This window comes from Prevotella sp. TF12-30, assembly GCF_003436715.1.
GTDB classification, from domain to species: Bacteria; Bacteroidota; Bacteroidia; order Bacteroidales; family Bacteroidaceae; genus Prevotella; species Prevotella copri_A.
This window is the reverse complement of the sequence record NZ_QSQJ01000050.1, coordinates 1-26,772: the sequence shown is the minus strand read 5'-3', so window position 1 is coordinate 26,772 and position 26,772 is coordinate 1. Positions and strand designations below refer to the sequence as shown.

General features: G+C 46.2%; 22 protein-coding genes. 4 read left to right on the top strand and 18 right to left on the bottom strand.

Annotated features, from left to right (window positions below; genetic code table 11):
• Positions 1–216 precede the first annotated feature (216 nt).
• The 5 genes from DXD25_RS14400 to DXD25_RS14380 form a co-directional block, all read right to left on the bottom strand.
• Entirely contained in the window at positions 217–726 is a 510-nt protein-coding gene (locus DXD25_RS14400) for a hypothetical protein (RefSeq protein ID WP_117664109.1), read from the bottom strand.
• Positions 726–869, bottom strand: a complete 144-nt coding sequence (locus DXD25_RS16755) for a hypothetical protein (protein WP_153089397.1) — start codon at positions 867–869, stop codon at positions 726–728. The genes DXD25_RS14400 and DXD25_RS16755 overlap by 1 nt, the downstream gene beginning before the upstream one ends.
• Before the next feature lie 114 nt (positions 870–983).
• The gene (locus DXD25_RS14390; RefSeq protein ID WP_089542799.1) at positions 984–1,136 is read right to left on the bottom strand and encodes an ABC transporter ATP-binding protein; all 153 of its coding nucleotides are present in this window, start codon (positions 1,134–1,136) and stop codon (positions 984–986) included.
• 203 nt (positions 1,137–1,339) lie between these two features.
• Positions 1,340–1,492 carry a hypothetical protein gene (locus DXD25_RS16975; protein ID WP_187360493.1) on the bottom strand — a complete coding sequence of 51 codons (153 nt, stop codon included), beginning with the start codon at positions 1,490–1,492 and terminating at the stop codon, positions 1,340–1,342.
• Positions 1,493–2,162: 670 nt separating this feature from the next.
• On the bottom strand, positions 2,163–2,552 hold the full coding sequence (locus DXD25_RS14380) for a hypothetical protein (RefSeq protein WP_117664106.1): 390 nt from the start codon (positions 2,550–2,552) through the stop codon (positions 2,163–2,165).
• A 506-nt stretch (positions 2,553–3,058) separates the two neighbouring features.
• Here DXD25_RS14380 and DXD25_RS14375 point away from each other — a divergent pair.
• Positions 3,059–3,649, top strand: coding sequence for an HU family DNA-binding protein (locus DXD25_RS14375; protein ID WP_117664105.1), 591 nt, complete (start codon positions 3,059–3,061; stop codon positions 3,647–3,649).
• A 75-nt stretch (positions 3,650–3,724) separates the two neighbouring features.
• Positions 3,725–4,249, top strand: coding sequence for an N-acetylmuramoyl-L-alanine amidase (locus DXD25_RS14370; RefSeq protein ID WP_117664104.1), 525 nt, complete (start codon positions 3,725–3,727; stop codon positions 4,247–4,249).
• 106 nt (positions 4,250–4,355) lie between these two features.
• Here the strand turns inward: DXD25_RS14370 and DXD25_RS14365 are convergent, their stop codons facing one another.
• Together DXD25_RS14365 and DXD25_RS14360 are read right to left on the bottom strand one after the other, a co-directional pair.
• Entirely contained in the window at positions 4,356–4,901 is a 546-nt protein-coding gene (locus DXD25_RS14365) for a transcriptional regulator (RefSeq protein WP_117664103.1), read from the bottom strand.
• A 508-nt stretch (positions 4,902–5,409) separates the two neighbouring features.
• Positions 5,410–6,366: a site-specific integrase gene (locus DXD25_RS14360; protein WP_117664102.1), complete on the bottom strand. Its 957-nt coding sequence runs from the start codon at positions 6,364–6,366 to the stop codon at positions 5,410–5,412.
• Between the two features lie 244 nt (positions 6,367–6,610).
• Between DXD25_RS14360 and DXD25_RS14355 the strand changes: the two genes are divergently transcribed.
• Positions 6,611–7,906, top strand: coding sequence for an ATP-binding protein (locus tag DXD25_RS14355; protein WP_117664101.1), 1,296 nt, complete (start codon positions 6,611–6,613; stop codon positions 7,904–7,906).
• Positions 7,907–8,113: 207 nt separating this feature from the next.
• Here the strand turns inward: DXD25_RS14355 and DXD25_RS14350 are convergent, their stop codons facing one another.
• From DXD25_RS14350 to DXD25_RS14315, 8 genes are all read right to left on the bottom strand, one after another.
• Complete coding sequence (locus DXD25_RS14350; RefSeq protein ID WP_117664100.1) at positions 8,114–9,562, bottom strand: ATP-binding protein; 1,449 nt, start codon at positions 9,560–9,562, stop codon at positions 8,114–8,116.
• 185 nt (positions 9,563–9,747) lie between these two features.
• Positions 9,748–11,379 (bottom strand): beta-N-acetylhexosaminidase, encoded by a 1,632-nt coding sequence (locus tag DXD25_RS14345; protein WP_117664099.1) that lies wholly within the window; start codon positions 11,377–11,379, stop codon positions 9,748–9,750.
• A gap of 137 nt (positions 11,380–11,516) precedes the next feature.
• Positions 11,517–13,691, bottom strand: coding sequence for a TonB-dependent receptor (locus DXD25_RS14340; RefSeq protein ID WP_117664098.1), 2,175 nt, complete (start codon positions 13,689–13,691; stop codon positions 11,517–11,519).
• A gap of 35 nt (positions 13,692–13,726) precedes the next feature.
• The gene (locus DXD25_RS14335; protein ID WP_117664097.1) at positions 13,727–14,206 is read right to left on the bottom strand and encodes a calycin-like domain-containing protein; all 480 of its coding nucleotides are present in this window, start codon (positions 14,204–14,206) and stop codon (positions 13,727–13,729) included.
• Positions 14,207–14,299: 93 nt separating this feature from the next.
• Positions 14,300–14,644, bottom strand: coding sequence for a DUF2149 domain-containing protein (locus DXD25_RS14330; protein ID WP_117664096.1), 345 nt, complete (start codon positions 14,642–14,644; stop codon positions 14,300–14,302).
• A 23-nt stretch (positions 14,645–14,667) separates the two neighbouring features.
• Positions 14,668–15,261, bottom strand: coding sequence for a MotA/TolQ/ExbB proton channel family protein (locus DXD25_RS14325; RefSeq protein WP_089543797.1), 594 nt, complete (start codon positions 15,259–15,261; stop codon positions 14,668–14,670).
• A complete protein-coding gene (locus tag DXD25_RS14320; protein ID WP_233522333.1) occupies positions 15,261–15,950 on the bottom strand; it encodes a hypothetical protein in 690 nt (229 codons plus the stop codon). The genes DXD25_RS14325 and DXD25_RS14320 overlap by 1 nt, the downstream gene beginning before the upstream one ends.
• 45 nt (positions 15,951–15,995) lie before the next feature.
• Positions 15,996–20,360 (bottom strand): cobaltochelatase subunit CobN, encoded by a 4,365-nt coding sequence (locus tag DXD25_RS14315; RefSeq protein ID WP_370453427.1) that lies wholly within the window; start codon positions 20,358–20,360, stop codon positions 15,996–15,998.
• 292 nt (positions 20,361–20,652) lie between these two features.
• On the opposite strand from DXD25_RS14315, the gene DXD25_RS14310 reads away from it, so the two are divergent.
• Positions 20,653–23,886, top strand: a complete 3,234-nt coding sequence (locus tag DXD25_RS14310) for a S41 family peptidase (protein ID WP_117664093.1) — start codon at positions 20,653–20,655, stop codon at positions 23,884–23,886.
• Between the two features lie 162 nt (positions 23,887–24,048).
• Here DXD25_RS14310 and DXD25_RS14305 read toward each other — a convergent pair whose 3' ends face one another.
• The 3 genes from DXD25_RS14305 to DXD25_RS14290 form a co-directional block, all read right to left on the bottom strand.
• The gene (locus DXD25_RS14305) at positions 24,049–24,402 is read right to left on the bottom strand and encodes a DUF2023 family protein (protein WP_089543800.1); all 354 of its coding nucleotides are present in this window, start codon (positions 24,400–24,402) and stop codon (positions 24,049–24,051) included.
• Between the two features lie 130 nt (positions 24,403–24,532).
• Positions 24,533–25,027, bottom strand: a complete 495-nt coding sequence (gene fldA, locus DXD25_RS14300) for a flavodoxin FldA (protein ID WP_117664092.1) — start codon at positions 25,025–25,027, stop codon at positions 24,533–24,535.
• Positions 25,028–25,862: 835 nt separating this feature from the next.
• Positions 25,863–26,726, bottom strand: a complete 864-nt coding sequence (locus DXD25_RS14290; protein WP_147327928.1) for a hypothetical protein — start codon at positions 26,724–26,726, stop codon at positions 25,863–25,865.
• Positions 26,727–26,772 lie beyond the last annotated feature (46 nt).

The window sequence follows — 26,772 nt, the reverse complement described above, 5'->3', positions numbered from 1 at the left end:
TTGCTCCTGGCTTTATGGAGAAATAAGATTTCATGATTTTATATTTGGTTCCTCATTGCAGTATCGCTCTGCACTTGTCGTCGCTCGAATGAGGAATATTATTTTTATTCTACTTTTGAGAGGATTACCTCTGGAGAGGTACCCATCAGGGTTATGGCAGAAATCTTATGACCTCCATTGACCATATGTTCCAAAATGGAACAAAAGAGCAATGCTCTATTTACTAAAACCATCAAGCACGTCTTGCTTGATTCTCTTAGCCACATCCAATTGTTCTTCGCGAACCATTATATGAATATACATATCGTTACCACAAGCATCAATGCAAATTGGTAAATCAACAACATTCATATCTAATAACCCTTGAAGCTTATGAAACAAACTTGTAAAAAGTCTGTTACGATAATACTGTACCGAAAAGCCTTCTGCCTTTTTGCGAGCATTCATCGGAACATCGGCTATATCATCGCATACATAATACAATATCGCATTGTCATGAGACCTGAAGAAGCTATAAATTTGATTAGAGATAAGTGATAAATCCCGAATCCCTGTCACATGTTTATAACTACCTACTCTGTTGAGATATATTCCCCATACCTCAACATCTGACTTTTCTAAGGCGGAAATTATTTCGGATGACAAAAATCTCGCTCCATCATTCAGAATTCGCACAATATATATATCACCCGTTTTGCTTGTAAATCTATATTCAAATGCATCCATTACATAGCTATTTCACAAACCTCGCATCCTCGTTTTGCCATATCTTGCAGCTGAGCTGCCTTATATGCCTTCATACGTTTCACCCACTCTGCTACCTTTGGGGAATCGCTTTTAATAACTAATGTTTCTTTTATCTCAATCATTGTATAACCTCCTATAATAAAGACTGCTGCAAAGATACTACTTTCTGACGTAAACACCAAGGAATTAAGAGAAAAAATACATTTGTTAACCTATGCTTGGCTTAGGGCTAAACATCACAATACACAAAAAGATTCTGCTTCCTTGCCGGTTCTGCGGCGATAGTCATCACGCATTCGCTTTTCCATTTGTGCTATGTATTCTGCCTTTCGCTCCCTAGAAGCCTTGAAGCGACGCATAAAATCTGCTTTTTTTTCTTCTATGTTCATAACGTAAGCTTCGTATGAATTATTGTATTTTTTTGCCCCACCTGTCCCTCCCCAGCGGGAGGGTCCTTACCCTATACCCAAGCCCTAAATCCCTACCATAGGGATTAGGGATGTAACCGCCCTCCGGTGCTCGGAACCGCTACGCTATAGGGTTGGCGGGGCATCAAAGCCCTCGCCAGGTTGTGCGGGATGGGACCGCCAGGCTATGCTTCCTTCATTTCCCGAATGAAATCATCAACATCCTGAAGCTTTTTACCTTGCAATTTAGCAAGTTTTACCTCTTGCAAGGCCCGTGACAAGCTTTCCTTGACATAAGCCTTCTGCGTATCATCTATTGTAACTAATATCTGTTCCATATCCTCTCTTCTTTTTATTAAAATGATGGTGCAAATATAAGGGTTTTCTTTGAAACTACCAAACTTTTGGGGGAGTTTTTGCTTCATGCAGAAAAGTCCCACAGATTTCAGATTTGTTCTTCGGGAATATGACCTTGTCAAATATTGTTTCAGAATTATCGCGATTTCCACATTTCCAATCTAGATGGCTGCGAGGACCTAATTCTATCGAGCTTATATCGCATTTCATGCTCTTTGCAGAACGAATGACCTGTAGTTGTACAACCGTAAGTCTGCAGTTGTACAACTATATATGCTATGGTTGTACAACTCTGGAGCTATGGTTGTACAACTATAAGGGTCTTAGTTGAACAACTACAGAATTCTGATTTTTTGACGGAATCCGCAAATTTAGATAACATACTGATTTACTGCTAATTACATTTCTTTTTCATATTTTCAATATTCTTGCCGAAATATTTTCGAACCAGAAATACTGGAATTTTAAAGAGTTTTCATCAGAAATTTGTAAGAAATAATCCTTTTGAGTTTCAAAACCTCTCGAGCGGAAATGGAAATTCCATCCGCTCAAGAGGAATCATATTCTATATTCGTTTCATAAACCAAGCAATGACTTGATTTGCCTTATATACTACCACACATTACGAAACGCAAAGCATTTTATGGCAAATTACTTGATTGGCAAACCGTTTCCCTGTTGATGCTCCATCTCTTGAAGAGCCTTTTTTACGAGTTCTTTGCGGGGTGGGAATGCAGCTCTCATTACATTGGCCAGAGCCTGATTCAGCAATTTGAGCTCTTGATTTACATCTTCGGTCGTATTAAACTCAGTCCATACTGAAATCATTAAGTTGGAAAACATCTGTTGAACAGAACCGTAGGTCAAACTTTCGTCTGGCGGATCAGCATAAAGCTTTGCTAATGTTCTTCCATTGACGCCGAGTAAAACTGCGAACTTTCTCTGAGAAGGAATACCCCATCTTGTCTGAATTCGGCGAATCTCTTTTGCAGCTGTGGTTAACCAACTATCCGCCTTAACTTTTACGGATATTCGGTTCATTAGGCAAACGCAGATTGGTCTCTATTTTCTCATATCGACCCATCTTGTTGCCAACAAACCTTAATAATATCCTAAAAAGTGTAAACCATGCTGCACTCTATAGAGTACATCACAGGAATTCCAAGATTATCTACTTTTGCAAGCGAAATCAGAATTGATTTTTTAATTCATATATATTAATGTATTAAACTCACTGAATATGAAAGCAATGTATAAAAGCGAACTGGCTGCTTATGCCGGAGTGACAACCAGGACACTGAGAAGATGGCTGAAACCTTATCAGCAGCAACTGGCGGAACTTGGGATGAAACCAAAGGATCAGATCGTGAAACCTTCGGCCGTTAAGTTCATCTGCGAGACACTGTGTATCGATATATACCCATGACGGACAGGACGCTTTTGCAATGTTGTACCTTTGCAACGTCAATCAGAACAAACGGGATTGCTAATCTCTTTGGACTGACGATGACATAACTTGAGTATTAATCTTTTAAATGTTTTCAATTATGAGTAAGAGTTACAAAGTTTCAAAGAAGACCATGAACATGGGTCCTAAGAAGGGTAAGACCGTGTATAGCGTTCGCCCTTACAGTTACGGTACATTGACTACCAAGGATATTGCGGACCAAATCGCAATGGAGTCAACAGCTACTCCAGCAGATGTGATGGCGGTACTCGACCGCTATACCTACTACGTGAAGGAGAACCTGAAGAAGGGGTACGACATCGAGTTATTCGGCTTCGGTAAGCTCTATCTCCGTTTCCTCACCGGTAAGGCTGTGGAGAAGGAGAAGGATGCGACTGCCAAACTCGTGAAGAGTATCCTTCCTGCCTTCCGACCATCGTACTACCTCTTGAAGAACGGTAGCCGTGTTTACAACCTGATTCCTGATTCTATCGAACTCGTCAAGTATGGTGATGAGAAGAAGGACAAGCCTACTGGCGGTACTACCGATGAGGAGAAGAAGCCTACTACAGGCGACTCTACGAATGGCGGAGAGAACACTGGCGGTGAGAACGCTGGTGGAGAGAACACTGGTGGCAGCGAGAATACTGGCGGTACAGGTTCAGAGAGCGGCGACAACGTAAATTTCTAAGCAGTAATGTTCAACCCTTTAAATTGATCCATGATGATGAATGATTCTAACAGTTTATAGTTTAAAGAGCCTATTATGATTAAAGATACATTTCCTATGAACATCGGGGAGGAGAAGGTACGCTCAGAGCGTACACTCCTCGCCGGAGTTGAAGCCGGCAAATATATGATGTCTGCCGACTCTGTGAGATTTCTGGTGCTGCATTGCTCGGCTACCCGTCGCAATCAGGACTATAGTGTGGAACTGCTGAGACGTGACCATAAGGCTCGTGGGTTTTATGATATCGGCTATCACTTCTACATCCGAAAAGATGGTACGATGACGCAACACCGCAAGCTGCTGGAAGTGGGTGCGCATGCCCGACCTTATAATAGATGCTCTATCGGCATCTGCTATGAGGGAGGTCTGGATAAGGAAGGCAAGCCTTGCGACACTCGTACACCTAAGCAGACTGAACGTATTATCGAATTGCTGTATAAGCTGCATAAGTTGTTTCCAAAAGCGAAGATTGTGGGGCATCGTGACTTGCTAGGCACTACACCTAAGGAATGTCCTTGCCTTGATACCCATACCGTATTCGGGTGGATAGAAGACCTTTAGTCCCTGCGGAAAATGTCTCGTGTATAAACCTTATCCTTTACGTTATCAAGGCAAGCGTCATAGCGGTTGGCTATAATCGCATGGAATAGTCAAGAGACCATATACCCTATTCTATTTTCTGTAAGAAAGCCTTGGGAATATATCCTGTCGTAACAGCACACAGCCCCTTGATACTCACATAAAGTTTATGATCTTTTTTGATGCGGACGACATAGCCTTCCGCTCCTTTCAAAGGACCTTCTATGACTCGGAACTTGTCGCCTTTGGTAAACTTTGGATTATACTCATCGTAAAAATCCAGTCCTTCAACACCAGAAGTTGCGACTATATTGAAGATTTTCACTTCACGTTCTGAAATTTTTGAAGGTTCTTTCAAGTTCTCAGAATTTTTGCCACGATAGAGCATCACTTTATTGAGAAATCTGCGTTCAATCTCTTCGGCTTCTATTCTCGTAGAACGAAAGAGAATGAGAGATGGCATAATGGGGACTTCCTTCACCAGTCTCTTTTTCTTATTCTTGTCCCAATATTCTTGTTTCACATCATAAATGTGTTCTATCTCATTGGTAACGAAATAAGCTTTGATAGGCTTTCCTTTTCCAAAAAATATCTTGAATGCGTACCAACTCTTCTCGTTGTCTGGTTGTAACATTGTTTATTTTTTTCATTTTGATCAGGATACAATTCTCATTCCCCCGTGTCGTGAAATCATGTTTCAAAACACTTGGCAAGAAAGGGTTGGTTAGTCTATTCCCGATACCGGAAACCTCTAATCACAGACGTACTCCTGACCCAAGAGCATGATAGTCTGCAACCCTTGGAATGATTAGCTATCCGATTCCTTTGTCTTAAAACCCTTCCCTAAATCACTCCATATCTTCTGAATCTCTACATAAGAGACACAGAAAAGCCGAAAACATTCGTTCTATCAACGACTTATCAGATTACAATCAAAATGATTGCTGAAAAATTGTTGATTTTCGTAGAAGAACATTAAATTTTTAACATACATAATTTGCTAGTTTCCAACTTTTTTCGTATTTTTGCAACGAGATTCTGTGTCTCTTATGTAAAGATTCAGAAAAATTGGTTCATTTTGGTTCATTTTGGTTCATTTTGGTTCATTTTGCAAAAACCCTCTTTTTATTCATTTTTACGGCTTATAGGACTGCCAGAATTTTAGCGTTGGCATCATCCACTTCTGAGCTTTTGATGGAGCGGAGATAGATTTGTGCGGTGATTTCGGAATGATGCCCCAATGCCTCGCTGATGACAGAGATTGGGATCTGGTTGTCTCTTGCTGCCGTTGCCCAGGAATGGCGGGCGACATAAAGGGTGAGCTTGCCCTTGATTCCTATCTTAACTCCTAACTTCCTGAGATGGTAGGAGATACGGGCTTCAGCATTGTGATACAGGCGTTTTTCATCTCGCTTTTTGTCAATAGTTTTACCCAATCTTTTGTTCCCTTCATCAACAAGGAAAGGGAAGAGATAAGGTGAGGTGACGGTCTGCGCCTGATACTTTTCCAATAACTCCTGCATCTCCTTCTCCCATCGGATGGTGAGGCGTTGACCTGTCTTGCTTCGGGTGTAATGAAGATAGTCGTCCTTGAGGTCGGATTTGCGGAGGTGTGCCAGGTCAATGAATGAGATACCACGCAGATAAAAGCTCATCAGGAATGTATCTCTTGCCATCTCTTCTTTGGGAGACAGTTCCTTGACCGACTCCAAACGTTTGATCTGGCTGACAGATTCTGTGGATATGGCTCTCTTGCGGGTTTGGGCAATACCGGTATAGACTTCCCTGAAGGGATGCAGCTGTGGTGTCAGTCCCTTCGCCACGGCTTTGTTATAGGTGGCGCGGAGGATGCGGAGATAGAAGGAACTGGTGTTACGGCATACCTTCGCTGTATGATGCAGGTAAGCCTCATACGAGCGCATCACGTCTGCATCTATCTCACTCAGGGCGATGTCCTGGTTGTCTCGGTATCGCTTAAAGCTGTTGAGGGTTGCTCTGTAATGCAGCGAGGTACGATATTGCCCGTTCTTCATCAAAAGGGCGATAAGGAGGTTCATGAACTGGAATAACGACTCTGATACTTTCTTGTTTCTTGACATAATACGTATGTATTTTTGATGTTTATAAAAAAATGATAGGGGCACCTCTGTCTCTATCAAAGAAACAAAGATGCCCCTATATATAAAGGTATCAGAATCAAGTGCCGCAAAAGCACAAAGTAAAATACCGCAAAAATACAAAGTAAAATACCGTTAAAACACAAAGTAAAGTACCACAAAAATGCAAAATTATTTGTAGATTCCACTATTTATTACTATCTTTGCAAACAAAAACATATTGAATATGAAGTATTTAGATAGAATAGCAGACAGAATGCTCCAACTTCGTCTGGAAGCCTTTGGAGCAGTACAGATTGTTGGACCAAAATGGTGCGGAAAAACCACTACGGCCATGCAGCAGTCAAAGAGCGTAATCAAGATGCAAGATCCAGATAAGCGTGAAGGATATCTGGCGACGGCACGTACCAAACCATCCTTGCTGCTCAAAGGCGAAACGCCACGACTGATAGACGAGTGGCAGGTAGCACCAGTTTTATGGGATGCTGTTCGGAATACCGTAGATGAGCGAAAACAGAAAGGTCAGTTTATCTTAACCGGTTCTACAGTCGTCGAAGACAAAAACGGAGAAATCATGCATACGGGTACTGGCCGCATCTCCAAGATGCCCATGTATCCTATGAGCCTTTATGAGTCAAAGGAATCAACAGGCTCCATATCTTTACGTTTATTGTTTGATGATCCAGCTTACGATATTGATGGATTGCAGTCAGACATGACCGTGGAGAAACTGATTTTTGCAGCTTGCCGAGGCGGTTGGCCAGCATCACTGGACGTCACTTCGCAGGAAGCACAATTACTGATAGCACAGGATTACGTAAATGTGATTTGCGATGAAGATATATCGAGGGTAGATGGCGTAAGAAGACAGCCAGCTTTGGCTCGACTCATCATGCGCTCTTATGCCCGGAACATCTGCACCCTCGTCAAGAAATCCAAGATGTTGGCAGACATCACGGTAGAAATGGAGAAAACGTCGATGCCAACATTTGATGATTATGTTTCTGCCCTGCAACGATTATTTGTCATAGAAGATGTGGAGGCATGGTGTCCGGCAATCCGCTCAGCCGCTGCAATCCGTTCGGGAGCCAAGCGCTGCTTTGTAGATCCGTCCATAGCTGTTGCTGCTTTGGGTATGTCACCAAGAAGTCTGGAATTAGACCTTCGAACCTTTGGTTTCATATTCGAGTGTATGTGCATTCGCGACCTGAAGGTATATTCGCAAACCTTGGGAGGTAGAGTCTCTTACTATCACGACCGCTATGACCTGGAGGCAGACATAGTGCTTCATCTTGCAGATGGCCGCTATGCCTTGATAGAATGCAAGTTGGGTAGTCGGGAGATAGAAGATGGTGCCAAGCATCTCCTGCAACTACGGGATCTGATTCGTGAGAAGAACAAGACAGAGCATCAGATGCCACTCAGAGAGCCAGACCTGCTGATTGTCATGACAGGAGGCGAAATGGCTTATACCAGGGAAGATGGAGTAAAGGTTATACCTTTGGCTACATTAAAAGACTAAGAAAAGGGCACTCATCCTTACCTCACTTAGGATACCACCGCCCTAACTACCTTTTTTAACATAGTTAGGGCGAACTTATAAGCGATAACTCTGCCCTAACTACCTATTCTTATATAGTTAGGGCGGTGCTATCGCAAACATATCCTCTTTTCCTCCCCTATCTCATAGGGACAGTATCAGTTTTGAAAACGGACATTAAAATATCATTTATCCAAAGAGATCATTCATCCTTACCTCACTATTCACCAATCCACTATGCATATTCTGCTTCACCCCATAAGTCGTGATGAAAGTATGCAGCAATGCCTTCTTCGTCTTGGTCGCCACAGAGAAGGAAGACATCCTGTCACGCAGCCGCTGCTCATAGCTGGCATCTATCACAAACTCATCCTTGGCATATTTCATCTCACAGATATTGATAGCTCCATCAGCACGGTCTATCAGCATATCTATCTGACCTCCTCGCCATTCTGCACCAGTAGAATCTACAAAAGGACGGCAGGACCAGGAATAAACATTCGCCAAAACACCAGAAATACCCAATGCCTTCTTGATCTGTGGGATATGATGTAGGCATACCTGTTCGAAAGCATAACCGCTCCAGGCTGTTCTACTTCCCGAATTGCGCATGTTACTCCAGAAGTTCTTATCCTGCCCACTGTTATTTGCCACAAAACGGGTATAGAACAATGAGTATAAGTCAGTTAACTGATATAGGGCATCCCTTTCACTCTTTCCTATGGTAGCATATTTTCTGATAAAATCGCATTTTTTCAGATTCTCCAGGATTTCTGATAACTGTCCACCACCTTTCAGTTTCAACTCATCCATCAATTCCTTACGGGTCATCCCCTTCATTTTTTCAGAAAGCACCTCTACTATCTTGCGATAATGCTTGGAGTCATTAAAGAGGGAACGGAAGAGGAAATCGAATTCTCCACGTAATGGCGAATCCTGCGAGAAAAACAGTCTGTCGATGCACACGTCTAACGGCACACCACGCTCCAGCATATCAAGATAATAAGGAATACCACCCAATATCATATACACATCCAATACCTGCTGGCGGGTAAGAGCAAGGCCTTTCAATTCGTTTAAGAACAGCTCTGTCTCGCCCAGAGAGAATGGAGCCAGATAGATCTGCCGGGTAACGCGACCATACAATCCGCCCTTATCGCCTATAAACTTAGCCAACATCCACGTGGTGGAAGAGCCACAGACGATCAGTTTCAGTTGAGGGACCATAGAAGCCCATGAATTCCAGAAATAACTGAAAGCTGCGATAAAATTGCTTTTGGGCGTATCCATCCAAGGCAACTCATCAAAGAACAGAACAATCGGTTCCTGCTGAGATAAGCCCGACAGATATTCACGCAAAGCAGCAAAAGCCTCAAACCAGGTTTTCAGCTTGGGCACGGTCTGCTTAGCATACTGCGCCAACGCCATCCGAAACTGCTCCAGCTGTACCGCACGGCTCACTTCATACATACCAATAAAGGAAAAGGCAAACTGGTCGTTGAACATTTTTCGAACCAGAAAAGTCTTTCCTACGCGCCTACGACCATAGATAGCTATCAGTTCTGCCTTGTTGCTTTTACAACGTTCCAGAATGAGTTTCTGCTCATATTCACGTCCTATTATTCCGTTTGCATCCATAACTTTCTGATTTTATTTCATTTATACTAAATCTTATCGGTGCAAAGATAAACAAAAAAAATGAAATCTGCAAGGATAGTACCGCCCTAACTACCTTTTTTAACATAGTTAGGGCGCATCTATAAACGATAACACCGCCCTAACTACCTATTTTTATATAGTTAGGGCGGAGCTATCTACAAATATTACTTCTTTTCTTCCAGATGTTTCTTCACGGCATCCTCGATATCAGCCTTGTAATTCAAGCCGTAGAGGCGGTAGAGATCCTGCATGTGGAGCATTCTTGGGAAGAAGTTCTCCAGGTTGCGCTTGTCCTTAGCAGTCCACTGAACCTCAGAAAGGGCGGCAAGTCTTGGCAACAGCTCCCACTCCATCTTCTCGGCATCCTTTACCCACTCGGTCCAGATACAACCCTCGGCACCGATGATGTTCTTCTGCTCGGCAGGAGTCAACTTATCAGAGCAAGGATCGAGATCATATACTCGCTGGATGCTAGGAATACCCTCTATCTTGTTGATGCGAGGATTGCTGAAATAGAAATTGCTGATAGGAGCCACGATGGTAGGATGACCTTCACGGGCTGAACGGATGCTGGCATTCACACTGGTCCAACCGCAAACGGTGATGTCCTTGGATGGAGTTCCTTCCAGAATCTCATCCCAACCCATCATCTTTCTGCCACGGTTTCTGATCTGCTTCTCTATCTCACCCATAAACCAGGTCTGGAGCTGCTCCTCCTTGCTGTGCTTAGGAAGCTCCTGGATGCCGAGCTCTGCAATCTTCTTCTGGCAGTTCTCGCAAACCTTCCAGCGGTTCTTTGGACACTCATCGCCACCAATATGAATATACTCTGATGGGAAAATATCCATGATCTCATCCATCACGTCCTTGGCAAACTGAAGGGTCTGAGCCTTGCCGGCACACAACACATCCTCGAAAACACCAAAGCGGGTAGCCACCTCATAAGGACCACCAGTACAGCCCAACTCAGGATAAGATGCCAGGGCAGCCAACATGTGACCCGGCATATCCACCTCCGGAATCACGGTGATGTATCTGTCGGCTGCATACTTCACAATTTCGCGAGCTTCCTCCTGGGTATAATAACCTGATACAGGAACACCATCAAACTCGTTCTTGTTGGTTGGCAGGATGGTCTCCTTGCGCTTGGAACCAATCTGGGTAAGCATCGGATACTTCTTGATTTCAAGACGCCACCCCTGATCCTCGGTAAGGTGCCAGTGGAAATAATTGATGTTGTGCATCGCAAAGACATCAATCAACTTCTTGAGATAAGGTACGCTGAAATAATGGCGGCCCACATCAATCATGAATGCACGATAAGCAAAGCGGGGAGCATCGGTAACCTCGGCAGCAGGAAGAGAAACGCTCTTCACATTCTTGGTGATAGGCAATGCCTTCATCACACTCTGGATGCCATAGAAGATACCTACATGAGAGGTGGCTGAAATAGTGATGCCATTCTTGTTGGCCACCAGAGAATAAGCCTCAGACTGGGTATCGCCAGCATTCAGCGCCAGACGGATCTGACCCTTCGCCTGCTTGTCGGTAGTCTTTACCTCGATACCGGTTACCTCCTTGATATGAGATGCCAGGAACTCGGCGTCCTTCTTCTGCTTCTCATCTCCAGCAGCATAATAGATTGTAGTTTTGGCTGTGATGCGGAAAGGAGCGCTGCTCATCTCCTTGACTTGCTGAGGCAATGGAACAATCTGCCAACTGCCCATGTTCACATCCTTGGCTGATAATGAAAGGCTAGCCAAAAAAGCCATAGTTAGAATGATTCTTCGTATCATAATTTTGAATGAATAGGTTTTAATTCACTGCAAAATTACGATTTTATACCGAAAGTACGGCATAATTTGAAGAAAAGCATCCTTCACTATGGCTTTTTTAACCTATTTTGGGTCTGAAAACTGCCTGATGGCGGTTTCTAGAAGAGATTCACGATGCGGTCGATGTCAACCGAAAGTCCCACTGAGAAGGTGCGACCGGTGGTCATCGCCGAACTCCAATAATACTTCTCAGGTGTATAATCGAAGAGATTATCTACCGTGAAGTTCAGATTGATGGCATCCAGGAATCGCTGCTGAAGAGTGAACTTCCACAACTGATATGCCTGGTCATGCTTCTCTATCTTAGTATCTGGCGCAGCCAAATATCTGCCTGACAGAGCGGCATTGATGCGATAGAACGAACAGAGCTGGCGGTCATAGTCCAAGCGCCAAGTGGCGGTATGAGGACGAGGCTGGGAGAACTGGGAATCTACGCTTCTGCCACCCACATGAAGATAGCTATAGTCGAGTTTCACACCGAGACCCATATCCGAACGATACTGGGCACTGAAGTCGATGCCGCTCACCTCTACTCCATCCTCATTGCAATAACGGGAAGCCACATCCGGCTGACCGGTTCCCGGGGTATAATCGGCATAATCCTCGGTAGTGATGCGCTTATCATACTTATTATAATAGCCCATCAGGGTAAGACTATACTGACCGGTCAAGAAACCTGCATTCTTCACCCTGCCGGTATGCTCCAGCGCCAGGTTGAAGTTGTTGCTCTTCTCCGGCTTCAAATCCGGATTACCGTAAATCATCTGCATGCCTGCCATATCAAAGTTCATATACATCTCCTTGAGGGTTGGGGCACGGAATCCACCGGCATAGTTGGCACGGATGGAAAAGCCCTTCCACTTGGTCATCAGAGCCAGACGACCGGTGGTGGCATGCTGGCTGGATGCAGAGAAGTAATCATGACGAAGGCTTGCCACGATGTTCAACCACTGCAAAGGATTGTAATCGAACTGAGCGAAGGCATCGTATGAATTCTGAGTCTTGGAACCATTGTTGGCAAACTGATAGGTGGTGAGATAATCGTTCAGGAAATCAGCACCTGCCGTCAATGTGTTCTTGCCGAAGATATGGGAATAGAGGGCACGGACGGTGTTCTGACGATTGGTATAATCGTGATCGTGAGTGCGCTCTTTGTTCACGAATCGGGCCTTGTCATACTGGTCGAAGCCGTATGAAATCTCCAGATTATCATTCTCCGAAAGATTCATCACGGTCTTCAGTCCGGCAGAATAATCCTTATAGTGGTCATCGTAGTTGTTTCGATTGCTGATACGGGCGAAATAGCCGCCACGACCTATCAGCTTCACCTTGTTAGAGAGCTTGTAGGTAAGTCGCTCTTTCACATTGAAGGTCTCGCCACCATAAATATGGAGGATGTTGGATTCTGTATCGAAGGGACTGGTGAGCTGCACCTCATCTGATGTGGTGCGCTGGATGCTGGTCTGCGAATTCCACTTTCCGGCATTGAAGCTGAAGCTTCCGCCGTGACGCCACTCCTTGTTGAAGTCGTTGTAGCGGGTGTTGACATTGGCAGTCCAAGGTTCGCTGTTTTCACGGGAGATGATATTGATGACTCCGGCTACGGCACTGGCGCCATAGAGCGCCGAAGCTGCACCCTTCACAATCTCGATACGACCCACATTGTCCAGATTCAATCTGCAGTAATCAACATTATCCATGGTTTCGCCAGCCAATCGCTCGCCATCTACGAGGAAGAGCACGGCGTTTCCACCGAAACCATTCATGTTGAGAGAAGTCTCCTGATTCATGGCATAGCCAAATTCCAGACCCGGCATCTGCTCGGTGAGGAGGTCCTGGATATTGGTAGCATCAGCTATCTTGATGTCATTGGCGGTAATCAGACGGGTTACCACAGGAGCATCCTTCAACGCCTTCGGAGTTCGGGTAGCGGTAACCACCACCTGATCGAGGGCTGTAGCATCCGGTTGAAGACGAAGCACATGCTGATCGCCTTTTCTCTCATCCGCTTTCAGTACGAAAGTCTGAGTCTGATAGCCCACAAAGCTCACCTTCACTCTCACCGCTCCCTCCTTGCTGTAAGGAATGCGGAAATATCCGTCTTCATCAGTGGTTACTCCTCCCTTGGCATTCACCATCTGGACGGTGGCACCCACCAGAGGTGCGCCCGAATCATCGAGCACTCTACCCACGATATCTCCCTGGGTTTCAGCTTTCAGATTCAGGCACAATCCGCAAAGGATTAGGAATAGTGCGAATATCTTTTGTTTCATCGAATTATATCAAAGTTTATCCTGAAACAATCAGCTTACTTCTTACAAACAAACTTACCAATCATCGCCGCAGGCATCTTGCCATACTGCACGGAATAGTTGACGGTCAGGGTGTTGTCCTTGAATGTACCCTGCAAAGTAACGGTATACTTCTTCTCTGCACCATTTACGGTAACAGTACCGGAATAGTTTTCCTGAGAGAATGCATAAGCACCGTTAGAACCGGAAACCTTTACAGCAGGAACCTCCAGGGCAGGAAGAGCCATCATGCCCTCGCCACAAGCAGGTAAGGTAACCTTGACGGTAGCATCATCAACAGCCTCAATCTTCATAGTAACATTATCGTATGTAGAAGCCTGACCCATTACGGTCATATCCAGAGAGCTGGTGTATGAACCGGCAATCTCCTTGGCAGCTGCCACTGTATCATCATCATCGCTGCTGCAAGAGCTGAATGCTACACACATAGAAACCAAAGCCAACATCATGGCCATCATTGTCTTAAACTTTTTCATTTTTCTTTATTTTTCTTTTAGTTACAATAATATTTTCTGTTTAAGGGGATTTGCAATCCCCGCTTTCTGTTCAAGGGGATTTGCAATCCCCGATTATTTCTCTTCCGGTACATAGATGATTTCACCATTCTCCAGCTGGTAAGCGATGCCCACCTTCTTTCCCTTGTTGCCCGATTTCTGGCTCTGGTCTTCAGAAGGAGTATAGCGATTGATCTTCTGTCCATCCTTGGTAATGATTTCCATATTCTCCTTGCCAGGATTCTTCACCATCGTGAAGTTATCCTTGCTGAACATTTCCGTCATATTATAGCGCGAAACGAGGGCTACCATCAGGGCGAGGGCAAATACCATCGCCACATCGAAGAGGTTGCTCACTACGCTCATTGGATCATCATCCTCGCCATCATGCGAGAGACGACTTCTACGTCTTTGTCTCATATTCTTTTCAAGATGTTAAGGAGTTACTTTTTCTCATCAATCAGGTCTGCCATAAACTCGAGGTTGCTCATATCCTCGGTGTACCAGCGGTTCTTGGTCTGCTTGGTTACAAAACCGATGGCTGCAGAGAACAGGCCTACTACGGTGGTAGCGAAAGCCACCTGCATATTGTAAGCCATCGAAGCAATATCGCCGGTAGAAAGACCTACCAGAGCTGGACCCATCGGAATCAAGGTACCCATCAAACCGAGCATCGGACCCATCTTCAGGAGTGTAGAAGGAAGAGAAAGATCCTTCTCAACAAACTGGGCATACTGGTCGAGGATGCGGTTCACCTGCGCCTTGCTCTGGCGGTTGTCCACGAGTTTCTTCATATAGGAAACAATGACAGCCTGCTTGTTCTTTGGCAAGCGATCGCCCAGGGTATCGATATTATCGAGCGTCAGGGTGTTCATCTGTTCACGAATCTCCGCACCCGACTTGCGCTTTACAAGATACTGTCCGAAGAAACCTCCGAGGAGCAGCAAGGCTCTGAGGAAGAAGAAAATCAACAAAATAATCACAGGAACCAGCATGCCTGTGGAAATCCAAAACAATACGTCTGATATGTAATTCATTATACTCTATATTTTTTAATTTGATAATTGTAAATTGCCCATCCGATTGCCATTCCTACGATGACGATGGCGATGACGCCGAGAAGCGAGAGGGCATCGAAACTGTTGAAGCCTGCCACGGCTGTCCTGCCATTCACCGTACCGATGATGCCCATCAATCCGAGCAGCACCTCTACCAGAAAGAGCAGTTCCAAGCGGATTGGTCGCTCCGGCAAGAGCCATCTCAAACCGTAGATGAATGCCGGAGTCAAGACCAGCAGCACTACGGCAAGCACCCATGCCACTACCTGGAACGATACGCCGGGAAGCAGGAAGATGGTCATCACCAGAACACTGAACAGCACTGGGAAAACCAGCAACCCCGGGAAGTACTTCAGGAAGATGAAGAACACCCATTTGCGGCGGCTCACATGTTCCGAAGTCTTCAGATCTACGTGGTGCACACAGAAAAGCATCGTGAGTGCCACGTCGATACTCAGCAGCACCGCCATATCGAGCATCAGCTTCTGGTCGGCTATCCAGGCCGCAATCTGCGTCTTCGACTGCTCGATGGCGAATGGCCAGGTCATTCCCACGAAGAAGGCTATGAGCACCGAGATAATCATAATCTCCTTCACTCCGTGGAAGGTCTGCTTCAGCACAAAACTGAAGCAAACCAATATCATCATTACTAAAACTAATGTCTCCACTATTTATAAATGTTTAGTTTGAGGGGGATATGTTATCCCCCTTTACTATTCTACCATATTCTTTCTTCTCCGGCGAATGAGGATAGCCAACATCACGAAAGCAACGATGACGATGACACCTACAACGATGCCGCTCACCACAGTGGTGGTCTTCTGAGCATCCTCATTCAGCGTCTCCTTCTTCATCACCATACCCTTGTCGCTGCTGTTCTTCGCAGCCTCAGCATCGCGGATCTGCTCTACATTCTGCTGATATTCCTTGGCAGAAGCAGCATCGGTCTTGCTGGCTATATAGTTGCGGAGCTTGGCATTGTCGCAGACGAAACCGGAGCATGAAGGCTTATACTTGTTCACGGTCTCGGTATGAAGCTTGGCAATGTCCTTGAGCTGCTGAGGAGTAGCCTTCCACATTCCCTTGCGGGCACTCTCCATCATCACGGCGGTCATCTCCATCAGCGCTGCCGGATTCTGCTTGTCAAAGAACTCCTTGGTTCCGAGATTGTACTTGTCCTTGACATATACATTATATATCTCGTCCCACATCTCCTTATCGATAGCCTTTGGCTTCATCACATTCCAACCGTAGGTATTGGTTACGATTTCAGCAAATGTGCTGGCACTGCTGGCTCCACCCTTCATCTTCTCCTTGATATAGGCTGGGTTGAAGATAGTAGTTCTGCCCTCGATGCCGATAGCCTCCTTCACCTCCTGCATTCTCATATTGCTATGGTTGCGATAGTCGGCAAGATAAGCATCCGGATCCTTACCGGTTACGTTGCGCACAGCAAGGTTCATACCTCCCATAAATTCATATACGTGGTCGAGACTCAAGGCGCCCCAAGTGTTGCTCTGTCGTGGCTGAACCACCACATCGGTACGGGTCAGCGCTGCCTCGAAAGCAGCCTTGCGCACGGTCTCCCAGTTCTTCTCATCACCGTAGTAGGCACCCATATTGTTCATATAGACCTCGGCAATCTGACTCTCCTTATCCCAGCGGTCGCCTGCGGTTACCATCTCCTGGATGCCGGTGCCATAGTTGCCGTTTACGCCACCAAAGACACGATACATACTAACCTCGCGTGCCTCCTTTGGCGACATGCCTTTCTCTACGAGCACCCGTTCCGATTCGGTAACACCGGCTTTCACCAGGTTGTCGTACTTATCACCCTTGGCATTTGCCGCCATCTCTATCGCCTTGTTGATGAGGAAGAGACGGGATGCTGCCAGGTCGCGGAGCTGACCGGAAGTCTGAACCACGACATCGATGCGAGGACGGCCCAACTGCTTGGATGGGATGAGACGCAGATCGGTAACACGACCAAAGGCATCTCTTACCGGTTCTACACCGAGCATATAGAGAATCTGAGCGATGGTAGCACCCTCTGTTTCGATAAACTCGCTGCTCCAGAGTGTGTAGCTCACCTTACGAGGATATTCACCCTTATGTCGTTCGCAATACATCTTGATGGTATTGTCGCAAAGTTCCTTTGCCTTCTCCCAGGCATCCTCCGATGGCGTATTCTCCACATTGATGGAGAAGAGATTTCTACCGGTAGGCAGAGTGTTCGGATTCACAATCAGATCACCACCAGGAGATGGAGCGGTAAAGCCGCCATTCAGGGCATTCATCAGAGAAGACATCTCGTTGAACGGACTCTGACGGAGCGCCTCCGAATACTTGCCCACATTCTGCAAGGCATGCTCTACGGTAGTAATCGCCTGAGCCAGATGAATCTGCTGACGGGTATATTTAGGTGCTTTCGACATCATCATACCCTTATCTTTAGAAGATCTTCCGGTCTGAGATGCTTTGCCCTTGCCGGCTTTCGCCATCTTCGCCTTCTTCAGATCATCCTGATACCATTTCTGTCCCTTCTTGATGGCTTCCATCATCTTATCTGGGAAGCGACCGGTCTGCTCCATCTTCTCAAAAGCCTCACGACTCATCTGCGGAATCTTCTTCTTATGAGAAACCTTGGCTGCACGGAGCTCGCTCACCGTACGGTGATCTACCTTCTTCGGCTTTGCCTCCTTCGCTCCACCCATCTGGTCTGCCATCTGCATCATCATCTGGATAGGATCCGGAGCAGCCTGCATCGCTTCAACCTTGCGAGCCATCTGGAGTTCGGCAGGAGTGATTCCTACATAACGGCAGATGTATTCATCAGAAACCGAGGCTGAACCCAGAAGCTGGGTCACGGTGTTGCGTGCCTTGCTCAGATAGAGACGGTCGAAAAGCTGCTTGTGCTTCTCCACACCCTCCTGGGCACGACCTTTCAGTTTATCTACTGCCAACATTCCGTAGGCAATAGGATCTGTAGCCATCGCATAGACACTGGTGCGGACATCATCGTTATCGTATGGCACACCCAGAGTATAGAGTTTACCGGTAATCTTCTCATTAGCCAACTCTTCTGCAAAGTTCTCTACTCTTGCGATTTCATCTGCAGAATAAGGCTTGTTCATCTGCTTGGCATCAAGACCCAGTTCACGGGCGATTCCCATCTTCACGGTCAGCGCCTTTACCTTGAGCGACTGTTCGGCAGATGCCTTCTTCTCGTATAACTGAATGGCATCGCTCAACTGCTTATAGGTCTGTCGCAATTCGCTCTCCTTGAAAGGAGGAGTGAGATAGCTCTGGGTCTGGGCATAGGTGCGGCGCTTGGCAATCATCGCCTCGCCCACATTGCCGATGGTATATATATAAAGATGTGGAACCACACCAATCAATCGGTCACTCCAGTCGTTGCTGCCGAGTGCCACCTGCTTTCTCGGAGTATATTCCAGCGATCCGTGAGTTCCGAAATGGATAAGTGCATCGGCACTGAAACCATAACGTGCCCAGAGATAAGAGGCAACATAAGTGTAAGGAGGTGCCTGGTCGGTGCCATGCACAATCTTGAAGGAGTCGCCTCCCACGCCTGCCATCACCTGTGGAAGCAATGCCACATTACCAAACTGAAGTCTTGCCACCGCCAACTTACCGTCATCGGTAGCCATATATTTGCCAGGGAAGGAACCATAAAGCTGGTTCATCTCCTTGATCATCTTCTTAGACAAAGCCTTCTGGGTCCATCCGGCAAACTGCTGGGCAGTAACCAGGGCAGGATGTCCAGACTGGAGGAATTGGGTATAGGCACCTTCGGCATAGGTTCCGAAGACGGCACCCTGAGCCTGGATCATCTTTGCCAGTTCCTGAGGATTGGCAGGCAACTTGCCTACATTGTATCCTTCATTCTTCAAGCGAACCAGGAGATTGTAGAGCGATGGAACCACTTCCATTCCCGAAGCGGTAAGTGCATTCTGACCCGGGCCCTTGAAGTAGAAGATGGCGATGCGCTTGCTGCTATTCTTCTTGTTCTTCAGATTCACATAGCCCTGCACGCTCTCTACGAAACTCTCCATTCTGTCTGGGATGCCGTAAACCTCCTGCAAGCCCTCCTTGTTGATGCGCTGTCCGAAAACCACGTATGGACGGATGGCACCATCAATCTCCGGAGTCACGATGCTCTGCGACATGATACCGCCATTCATTCCCTGCTTATCGTTCTCCCAATCGGTGGTCAAGCGGTTGATATTAAGAGGTGAGAACAGTGGAATATTCTTCTGCTTCAGGAACTCTACGAAGTAATCGCCCAGTCTGCCGTGCGCCATATTCACTACGGCATTCGCCTGGATACTGTCGGCATGATGACCGGCGATAAAGCTCTGAAGCTTATTGATGCGATACACCATGAATCCCTTCTTCTCGAAAGCCTTCTCCATATCAGGAGCCGCACCCATAAAACCAGTAAGCATGATGGTAGGAGCACCTTCTTTATATAAACCGTTCTTTGCCAGGAATGCATTGTACTCGCGGATACTGTTGAAGCCCAGTTCATCGCCCTTCTCATCTTTCGGGTCGAAATGAGTCAGGAGATAGTCTGGTCGCTCATTTACACGTTCCGGCTCTGGAGCCATGAACTTCTTTCCGTCGATAAACTTACGGATGTAAGCGAGCATACTCTGATAGTTCTTCTTGCCGCCGTTCTCGATATACTGCATCAGATAATCGGCATCGAAGTTATCTACTGATACGATATTGTTGGCTGGGTTGGTAGCAGCATGAGTCAGGGTCGGCACCTTGTAGGAAGCCTCTTCCAACTGCTTGCGCTGGTTCTCGTCGATTCGGAGACCCATACCATTCACGATAATCATATCGTAATCATCCAGATGATCGAAATCATCGGTGGTAATCTCACTCAGTTTAATCATCGCATTGTCGTTGGCATGCGAAATCTGTCCCAGCGCAATTGCCTGATAGTTGAGGAAAGCGATGCGGGTAGTACCCACCCAGGCAGAGTAAGCCTTCGCCAAACCTCCCAGAACGATCACGACCAATAAGGCCAGGAAGATGTGTTTCTTTTTAATCTTTCTGATTTTTCCTAATCCTTTTCTCATATCTATTCCTTTATCTATTCCTTTTTTCATATCTATTCCTTTTATCGGGCTGCAAAGGTATAGCTTATTTAGAATTTGTACAATACCTAGAAATTGTGATTTTCACATTTTTTATACTTAGAAGTTGGTATCAGATTGAAAGGTTCGAATCTTCATATCCTAATAAATGAGTAGTCTTTTCATGGATTTACGGAGTTTAGTTTGGTAGTTTCACATAAAAGCCGTAACTTTGCAACATAAATCAAACAGAAACTTTACAATAATGAAGAAACTGATTCTTAGTGCTGCTCTTCTGGCAGCATCTCTGGCATCCCAGGCCCAGCAGGGTCCGCTGTGGATGCGCTACCCTGCCATCTCACCGGATGGCTCTACCATCGCCTTTGCCTATAAGGGCGATCTCTATTGCGTTCCAGCCAATGGTGGCGAGGCACGCCAGTTGACGACCCATGCTGCTTACGACTCCCAGCCTATCTGGAGCCCTGACGGCAAGAAGATTGCCTTTACTTCCAACCGAGAAGGCAGCCTGGATGTTTACGTCATCTCTGCCAAGGGCGGTGCGCCAACCCGACTCACCACTCACAGCGGCAAGGAGACTCCAATCGCCTTCAAGGACAACGACCATGTGCTCTTCTCTGCCAACATCATGCCTACAGCCCAGAGCAATCTCTTTGCTGCCAATGAATTCTCACAGGTTTACGAGGTAAGCACTGAGGGCGGTCGTCCTAAGTTGTATTCTGTTCTTCCGATGGAGAACATCAGCATCAACAAGAACGGTCAGGTGCTCTATCACGACAAGAAGGGTTATGAGGATGCATGGCGCAAGCACCATACTTCTCCTATCACCCGAGATATTTGGATGCTCGACAATGGAAAATATCAGAAGCTTACTACCTTCAAGGGCGAGGACCGCAACCCGGTATGGGCTGCCGATAACCAGAGCTTCTACTATCTCAGCGAGCAGGATGGTTCCTTCAATATCTACCGCCGCAACATCGCAAGCGGTAAGGATACCCAGATTACCCAGCAGAAAAAGAACCCTATCCGTTTCCTCACTTCTTCGAATGACGGTTTGCTCTGCTATGGTTTCGATGGCGAAATCTATACCGTAAAGGAAGGTGCACAGCCTCAGAAGGTCAGCATCTCCATCACTACAGACAACGATGAACCAAGCCTCATCCGCAAGGTACAGTCTTGGGGCGCTACCGAGATTGCCCTTTCTCCAGATGCCAAGGAGGTGGCTTTCGTGATGCACGGCGATGTATATGTTACCTCTACAGAATACAAGACCACCAAGCGAATCACCGATACTCCTCAGCAGGAGCGCAACCTGAGCTTTGCTCCTGATGGCAGAAGTCTGGTCTATGCTTCTGAACGCAATGGCGTATGGCAGATTTTCCAGGCTAAGATCAAGAACGAGAAGGAGAAGAACTTTACTTACTGCACCGAGATAGAAGAGGAGCAGCTCACCAAGACCAATGTTACTTCTCAGTATCCAGCCTACAGTCCTGACGGCAAGGAGGTGGCTTTCTATGAAGATCGTGCTACCCTCCGCATCATCAACCTGAAGTCGAAGGAAGTACGCACCGTGCTCGATGGCAAGTACAACTATTCTTACTCTGATGGCGACATCTGGTTTGAATGGAGCCCAGACAGCAAGTGGCTCATGTGCAGCTACATCGGTAATGGCGGATGGAACAATACAGATATCGCCGTAGTAAAGGCTGACGGAAAGGAAGTACACAATATTACCGACAGCGGTTACAGCGACAGCAACGGCAAGTGGGTACTCGGAGGAAAGGCTATCCTCTTCGAGAGCGACCGTGCCGGTTATCGCAGTCACGGTTCATGGGGTGCAGAATATGATGCCTATCTCATGTTCCTCGACCTCGAAGCCTACGATCGCTTCCGCATGTCTAAGGAGGAACTCGAATTAGCCGAGGCCAACAAGGACGAGAAGGAGAAGAAGGCTGACGAGAAGGAGGAGAAGAAGAAGGAAAACAAGAAGAAGAAAGAGGAGAAGACCGGAAAGATTGAGGTGGATAAGGTGAAACCTCTCGAACTCGACTTCGAGAACTGCCGCGACCGTGTGGTCCGTCTTACCGTCAACTCATCCAATATGGGTGATGCCATCATCGACAGCAAGGGAGAGAAGGTTTATTACCAGGCTGCCTTTGAAGGTGGCTACGACCTCTGGTGCCACGACCTGAAGGAAGGCAGCACTACCCTGATGATGAAGGGTATCGGTGGCGGCGGCTTCGTTGCCGACAAGGATATCAAGAACCTCTTCCTCTGCAATGGCAGCAGCATCAAGAAGATTGATCTGGGCAGCAAGGCTACTACCAACATCGCCTTCGAGGCTCCATTCAACTACAAGCCTGCCGAGGAGCGCCAGTATCTCTTCGACCATGTATGGCGTCAGGTAGCAGACAAGTTCTACGATCCAAAGATGCAGGGTGTGGACTGGGAGTACTACCGCAAGGTGTATGAGAAGTACTTACCTTATATTAATAATAACTTCGACTTTGCAGAGATGTTGAGCGAGATGCTGGGTGAGTTGAATGCCAGCCATACCGGTTGCCGTTATTACCCTGGCGGTGCTTCTCTTTCTACCGCAGCTCTCGGTGCCTTCTTCGATCCTAACTACGAGGGTGACGGCTTGAAGATTCAGGAAGTCATCAAGCGTGGTCCTTTCGCCGTGAAGAAGAACGAGGTTACTGCCGGCTGCATCATTGAGAAGATTGATGGCGAGGCTATCAAGGCGGGTAAGGATTACAACGCATTGCTCGATGGAAAGGCTGGCAAGAATGTACGTCTCACCATCAAGAACACCAAGGGCAAGACTTTCGACCTCACCATCAAGGCGATTTCGCAGGGTGAGCAGCAGGAGCTTCTCTACAAGCGCTGGGTGGATAGAAACCGTGCCATCGTGGATAGCGTTTCAAAGGGCAGAATCGCATACGTTCATGTCAAGGCGATGAACAGCGAGAGCTTCCGCACCGTATATAGTGAACTCTTGAGCGACAAGAACCGCAACAAGGATGCCGTAATCGTGGATGAGCGCCACAATGGTGGTGGTTGGTTGCACGATGACCTCTGCACCCTGCTCAGCGGCAAGCAGTATCAGGAGTTTGTACCTCATGGAAAGGTTGTGGGCAAGGATCCATTCAACAAGTGGACCAAGCCATCCTGCGTTCTGATCTGCGAGGACGACTACAGCAACGGTCATGGTTTCCCATGGGTATATAAGGAGTTGGGCATCGGTAAGCTGATTGGTGCACCGGTGGCTGGAACAATGACTGCCGTATGGTGGGAGACATTGATGGACCGCAGCCTGGTATTCGGTATTCCACAGGTAGGTTGCCGCGATATGCGTGGTACCTTCGGCGAGAACACCACCCTCTATCCAGACGTCGAGGTATATAATTCTCCAGAGGATTACATCACCGGTCATGATACCCAGCTCATCAGAGCCGTAGAGGAAATGATGAAAAAGTAAGGAACAGGAATTATTCCGTCGAAACAGGTATCAAAAACAGGAATTATTCCGAGATTTCGATTGAATCAATCGATTGATTCAACATCAAAAGAGCGTGATCGCCAAATGAGGCTATCACGCTCTTTCTTTGTTAACATTAAAATATTCGAAGATGAAAGAAATCTAGCAAACTTTCTTCTTTCGCTCACAATAGCGTTCGCATTGAGCACAAATGTCATATCCCAGCATGGCACCCAGGATGAAATCCTCTTCCGGCGTAAGCTGGCATAAGGGTTTGGTAACAATCATGCGGATAGCATCCAGACATTCCTTCTTACCAAAGAAGAGATTCAGACGGTCGTTGCCAACCGGCTGGATGATGTAATCAATGTTCTGACGCTCTAATCTTGTTATGGCAAAAGACTCATATTTCCTGTTGAAGGTGTAGAGCACCAGACGGCGCACGCCCTTCTTATATTCATATATATGATTCATCAGAACCTTTAAATCTACTGGTGTTGCGATTTCCTGCTGCATACTATCCGAATTAATCAAGTTTCTTATCAGGAATCAGAGAATTCTATGATTTAAAAATCTATGAACCCAAAATGACTCAAGATTCTATAGTCAGAGATTCCTATGACTCCTGAAAAATTATTTTTTAATACTAAAGCGCTGGTTTGATGGCCTCAATCCAGGCATCGATACGCTCCTCTGTCTTATCGTCCTCGTTTACCTCGTCAAGTGCGAGTCCCAGGAACTTGTCGCCATCAATCGCCTCACTGTCATCATAGGTGTAACCATCTGTAGAAACACCAGGCAATACGGTAGCACCAGCCTCAACGGCTGCATCATAGAGTTCCTTCATGCCGCCGCAGAATGTATCAGGGTAAGACTCGCTGTCGCCACAACCAAACAGGGCCACGGTCTTGCCAGCCAAGCCGGCACTCTTCAGCGTCTTCACGCCGTCATACCAGTCATCCTGCATCTCTCCGGCACCCCATGTAGAAGTACCGAGAATGAGATTCTCATGACTTGCGATAGTAGCATCATCGATGTTAGCTACATCTACAGCTTCCACGCCCAACTTAGAGGCGATGGTTTCGGCAATCGACTGGCATGAGCCAGTGGAAGAGCCATAAATTACGATAGTTGTTTTCATTTGTCCTTAATCTCTTTTAGTTACATTTATTTTCGGGTGCAAAGATACTGCCTTTTCCCTTTATCTGCAATACCTAAAAATGATGGTTTCGGGAAAATACCTAGATATGGGGATAGGAGAAAAGGTTTAGGATGGTTTATCCTAAAAAATAGTATCTTCGCAGCAAATATATAATCAAAGAACAATGAAATGATATGAAACGAATAGAAAGAACGGAATATCTCAATAAGCTGATTGCTTTCAAAGACAAGTCTCTTATCAAAGTGAGCAGACAATATCGGCAACATCCTATCCACCAAGCGCATAGCCAACATCATGACTGCCGACGGAAGAAAAATAGACCAGAAAACCGTGGAACGATCTTACACTTGATGAAGACCCTACTGCCGATTACAACGGTATCAAGAGAATCAATGCCATAAGAGGCTGATGGGAGAAACAGAGTTGAACCAAAAGAAAGTTTGGAAGTGCCCTCTATGAGGTCACTTCTTCGTTCTGTTGGGTGCTTTCAGCCAGATATTCTGAGTATATCGCATACCTCTCAGATAGTGACACCAAGAATAACTGAAAACCTTATTTCGCAACCAAGAATATTCGAAAAATACCCTGTTGACTGCTTTAACCTTGAATTGTCCAGAATATGCAGCAGGATTCTTCACTGTCCAATACCAACAGTTGTGTAGGTTGATTGTGTTACGAGACACCAATGGAGCCTCATGCATCTTAGTCTTGAACCCGTTTGAAGTCACCGGAGCATCCGCCACATCATAATTCCACCGTGCCCTTCCACTTCCACCATCCAAGGATTTGTTTGTTATAGTCACATCAGAAACATTCATTGTATAGCTTTCGGATATTGAGCCTCCTGCACTAAATCCAGCACTTGGTACAATGCGGAGCGACCTTTAGCCTTGTCATGCCCTGGATACGTCGGGTAATATATGTACGTAATTGTCTGCGCCTTTGTCATGGAATGAATATCGTTTGAGCCACCGTTGATATTGGGCTCGCTTACAACAGCTTGTTTTTCTATCCATGTGGCTACGGCATCTGCAAATAAACCATATGTATAAGGCGTGTGCTCTTGGGAAAGATTGGCTTCTGCAAGCTCTGTCCTTGTGGTATCACCGTCCTCTGTGATTACCACTGACGATATTTGAGCCTCATCTGAGTCGTTCAGATCTTCGAGATGCATTTCTCCTCCCTTCTTATTGAAAGCATAAATATCATTGAAGTGCCCATTGCCATCATCGTCGTCATAGTCGTGCATAAGCGCATCTCCCAGTTTATATTTTTTTAGTCTTTCCATTGTGGCCTTCGACGGTTCAGTTATGGCTATTACGCCTCCTTTGTCATAAACCTGTTTCACTTTCTCCAACATATCGCCATCAATGGTCAAGGCGGTTTCGTTGTCGAGAACCACCACCCTCACGCTATTGTCATTTATTGACACGTTCTTTGTCAGGCGGTTTACAAGAGCAGAACCTGCTTCCTTAAAATTGTTACCCAACACTGCCGTTGGCAAATTGAGCTTAACGGAAAGTTGATCGGTCTTTGGCAGGACTTCTCCTGTTGGTGCGTCAAGTTCTTCCCAAGATTCGCTATCATCAGAACATGAGCAACATAACGAAGTCAACATTACCAAACACAACACGGACTTTACAAAAAACTTCATTTTCATTCTTATATTATAGTTCATATTTTAACAATAGTTCGTTAAAATTTGAGATAATGGCTAAGCAGCT

Bases quoted from the DNA above. Each gene is read 5' to 3' on its own strand.
- DXD25_RS14400 (WP_117664109.1), bottom strand. From the start codon at position 726: ATGGATGCATTTGAATATAGATTTACAAGCAAAACGGGTGATATATAT.
- DXD25_RS16755 (WP_153089397.1), bottom strand. From the start codon at position 869: ATGATTGAGATAAAAGAAACATTAGTTATTAAAAGCGATTCCCCAAAG.
- DXD25_RS14390 (WP_089542799.1), bottom strand. From the start codon at position 1,136: ATGAACATAGAAGAAAAAAAAGCAGATTTTATGCGTCGCTTCAAGGCT.
- DXD25_RS16975 (WP_187360493.1), bottom strand. From the start codon at position 1,492: ATGGAACAGATATTAGTTACAATAGATGATACGCAGAAGGCTTATGTC.
- DXD25_RS14380 (WP_117664106.1), bottom strand. From the start codon at position 2,552: ATGAACCGAATATCCGTAAAAGTTAAGGCGGATAGTTGGTTAACCACA.
- DXD25_RS14375 (WP_117664105.1), top strand. From the start codon at position 3,059: ATGAGTAAGAGTTACAAAGTTTCAAAGAAGACCATGAACATGGGTCCT.
- DXD25_RS14370 (WP_117664104.1), top strand. From the start codon at position 3,725: ATGATTAAAGATACATTTCCTATGAACATCGGGGAGGAGAAGGTACGC.
- DXD25_RS14365 (WP_117664103.1), bottom strand. From the start codon at position 4,901: ATGTTACAACCAGACAACGAGAAGAGTTGGTACGCATTCAAGATATTT.
- DXD25_RS14360 (WP_117664102.1), bottom strand. From the start codon at position 6,366: ATGTCAAGAAACAAGAAAGTATCAGAGTCGTTATTCCAGTTCATGAAC.
- DXD25_RS14355 (WP_117664101.1), top strand. From the start codon at position 6,611: ATGAAGTATTTAGATAGAATAGCAGACAGAATGCTCCAACTTCGTCTG.
- DXD25_RS14350 (WP_117664100.1), bottom strand. From the start codon at position 9,562: ATGGATGCAAACGGAATAATAGGACGTGAATATGAGCAGAAACTCATT.
- DXD25_RS14345 (WP_117664099.1), bottom strand. From the start codon at position 11,379: ATGATACGAAGAATCATTCTAACTATGGCTTTTTTGGCTAGCCTTTCA.
- DXD25_RS14340 (WP_117664098.1), bottom strand. From the start codon at position 13,691: ATGAAACAAAAGATATTCGCACTATTCCTAATCCTTTGCGGATTGTGC.
- DXD25_RS14335 (WP_117664097.1), bottom strand. From the start codon at position 14,206: ATGAAAAAGTTTAAGACAATGATGGCCATGATGTTGGCTTTGGTTTCT.
- DXD25_RS14330 (WP_117664096.1), bottom strand. From the start codon at position 14,644: ATGAGACAAAGACGTAGAAGTCGTCTCTCGCATGATGGCGAGGATGAT.
- DXD25_RS14325 (WP_089543797.1), bottom strand. From the start codon at position 15,261: ATGAATTACATATCAGACGTATTGTTTTGGATTTCCACAGGCATGCTG.
- DXD25_RS14310 (WP_117664093.1), top strand. From the start codon at position 20,653: ATGAAGAAACTGATTCTTAGTGCTGCTCTTCTGGCAGCATCTCTGGCA.
- DXD25_RS14305 (WP_089543800.1), bottom strand. From the start codon at position 24,402: ATGCAGCAGGAAATCGCAACACCAGTAGATTTAAAGGTTCTGATGAAT.
- fldA (WP_117664092.1), bottom strand. From the start codon at position 25,027: ATGAAAACAACTATCGTAATTTATGGCTCTTCCACTGGCTCATGCCAG.
- DXD25_RS14290 (WP_147327928.1), bottom strand. From the start codon at position 26,726: ATGAACTATAATATAAGAATGAAAATGAAGTTTTTTGTAAAGTCCGTG.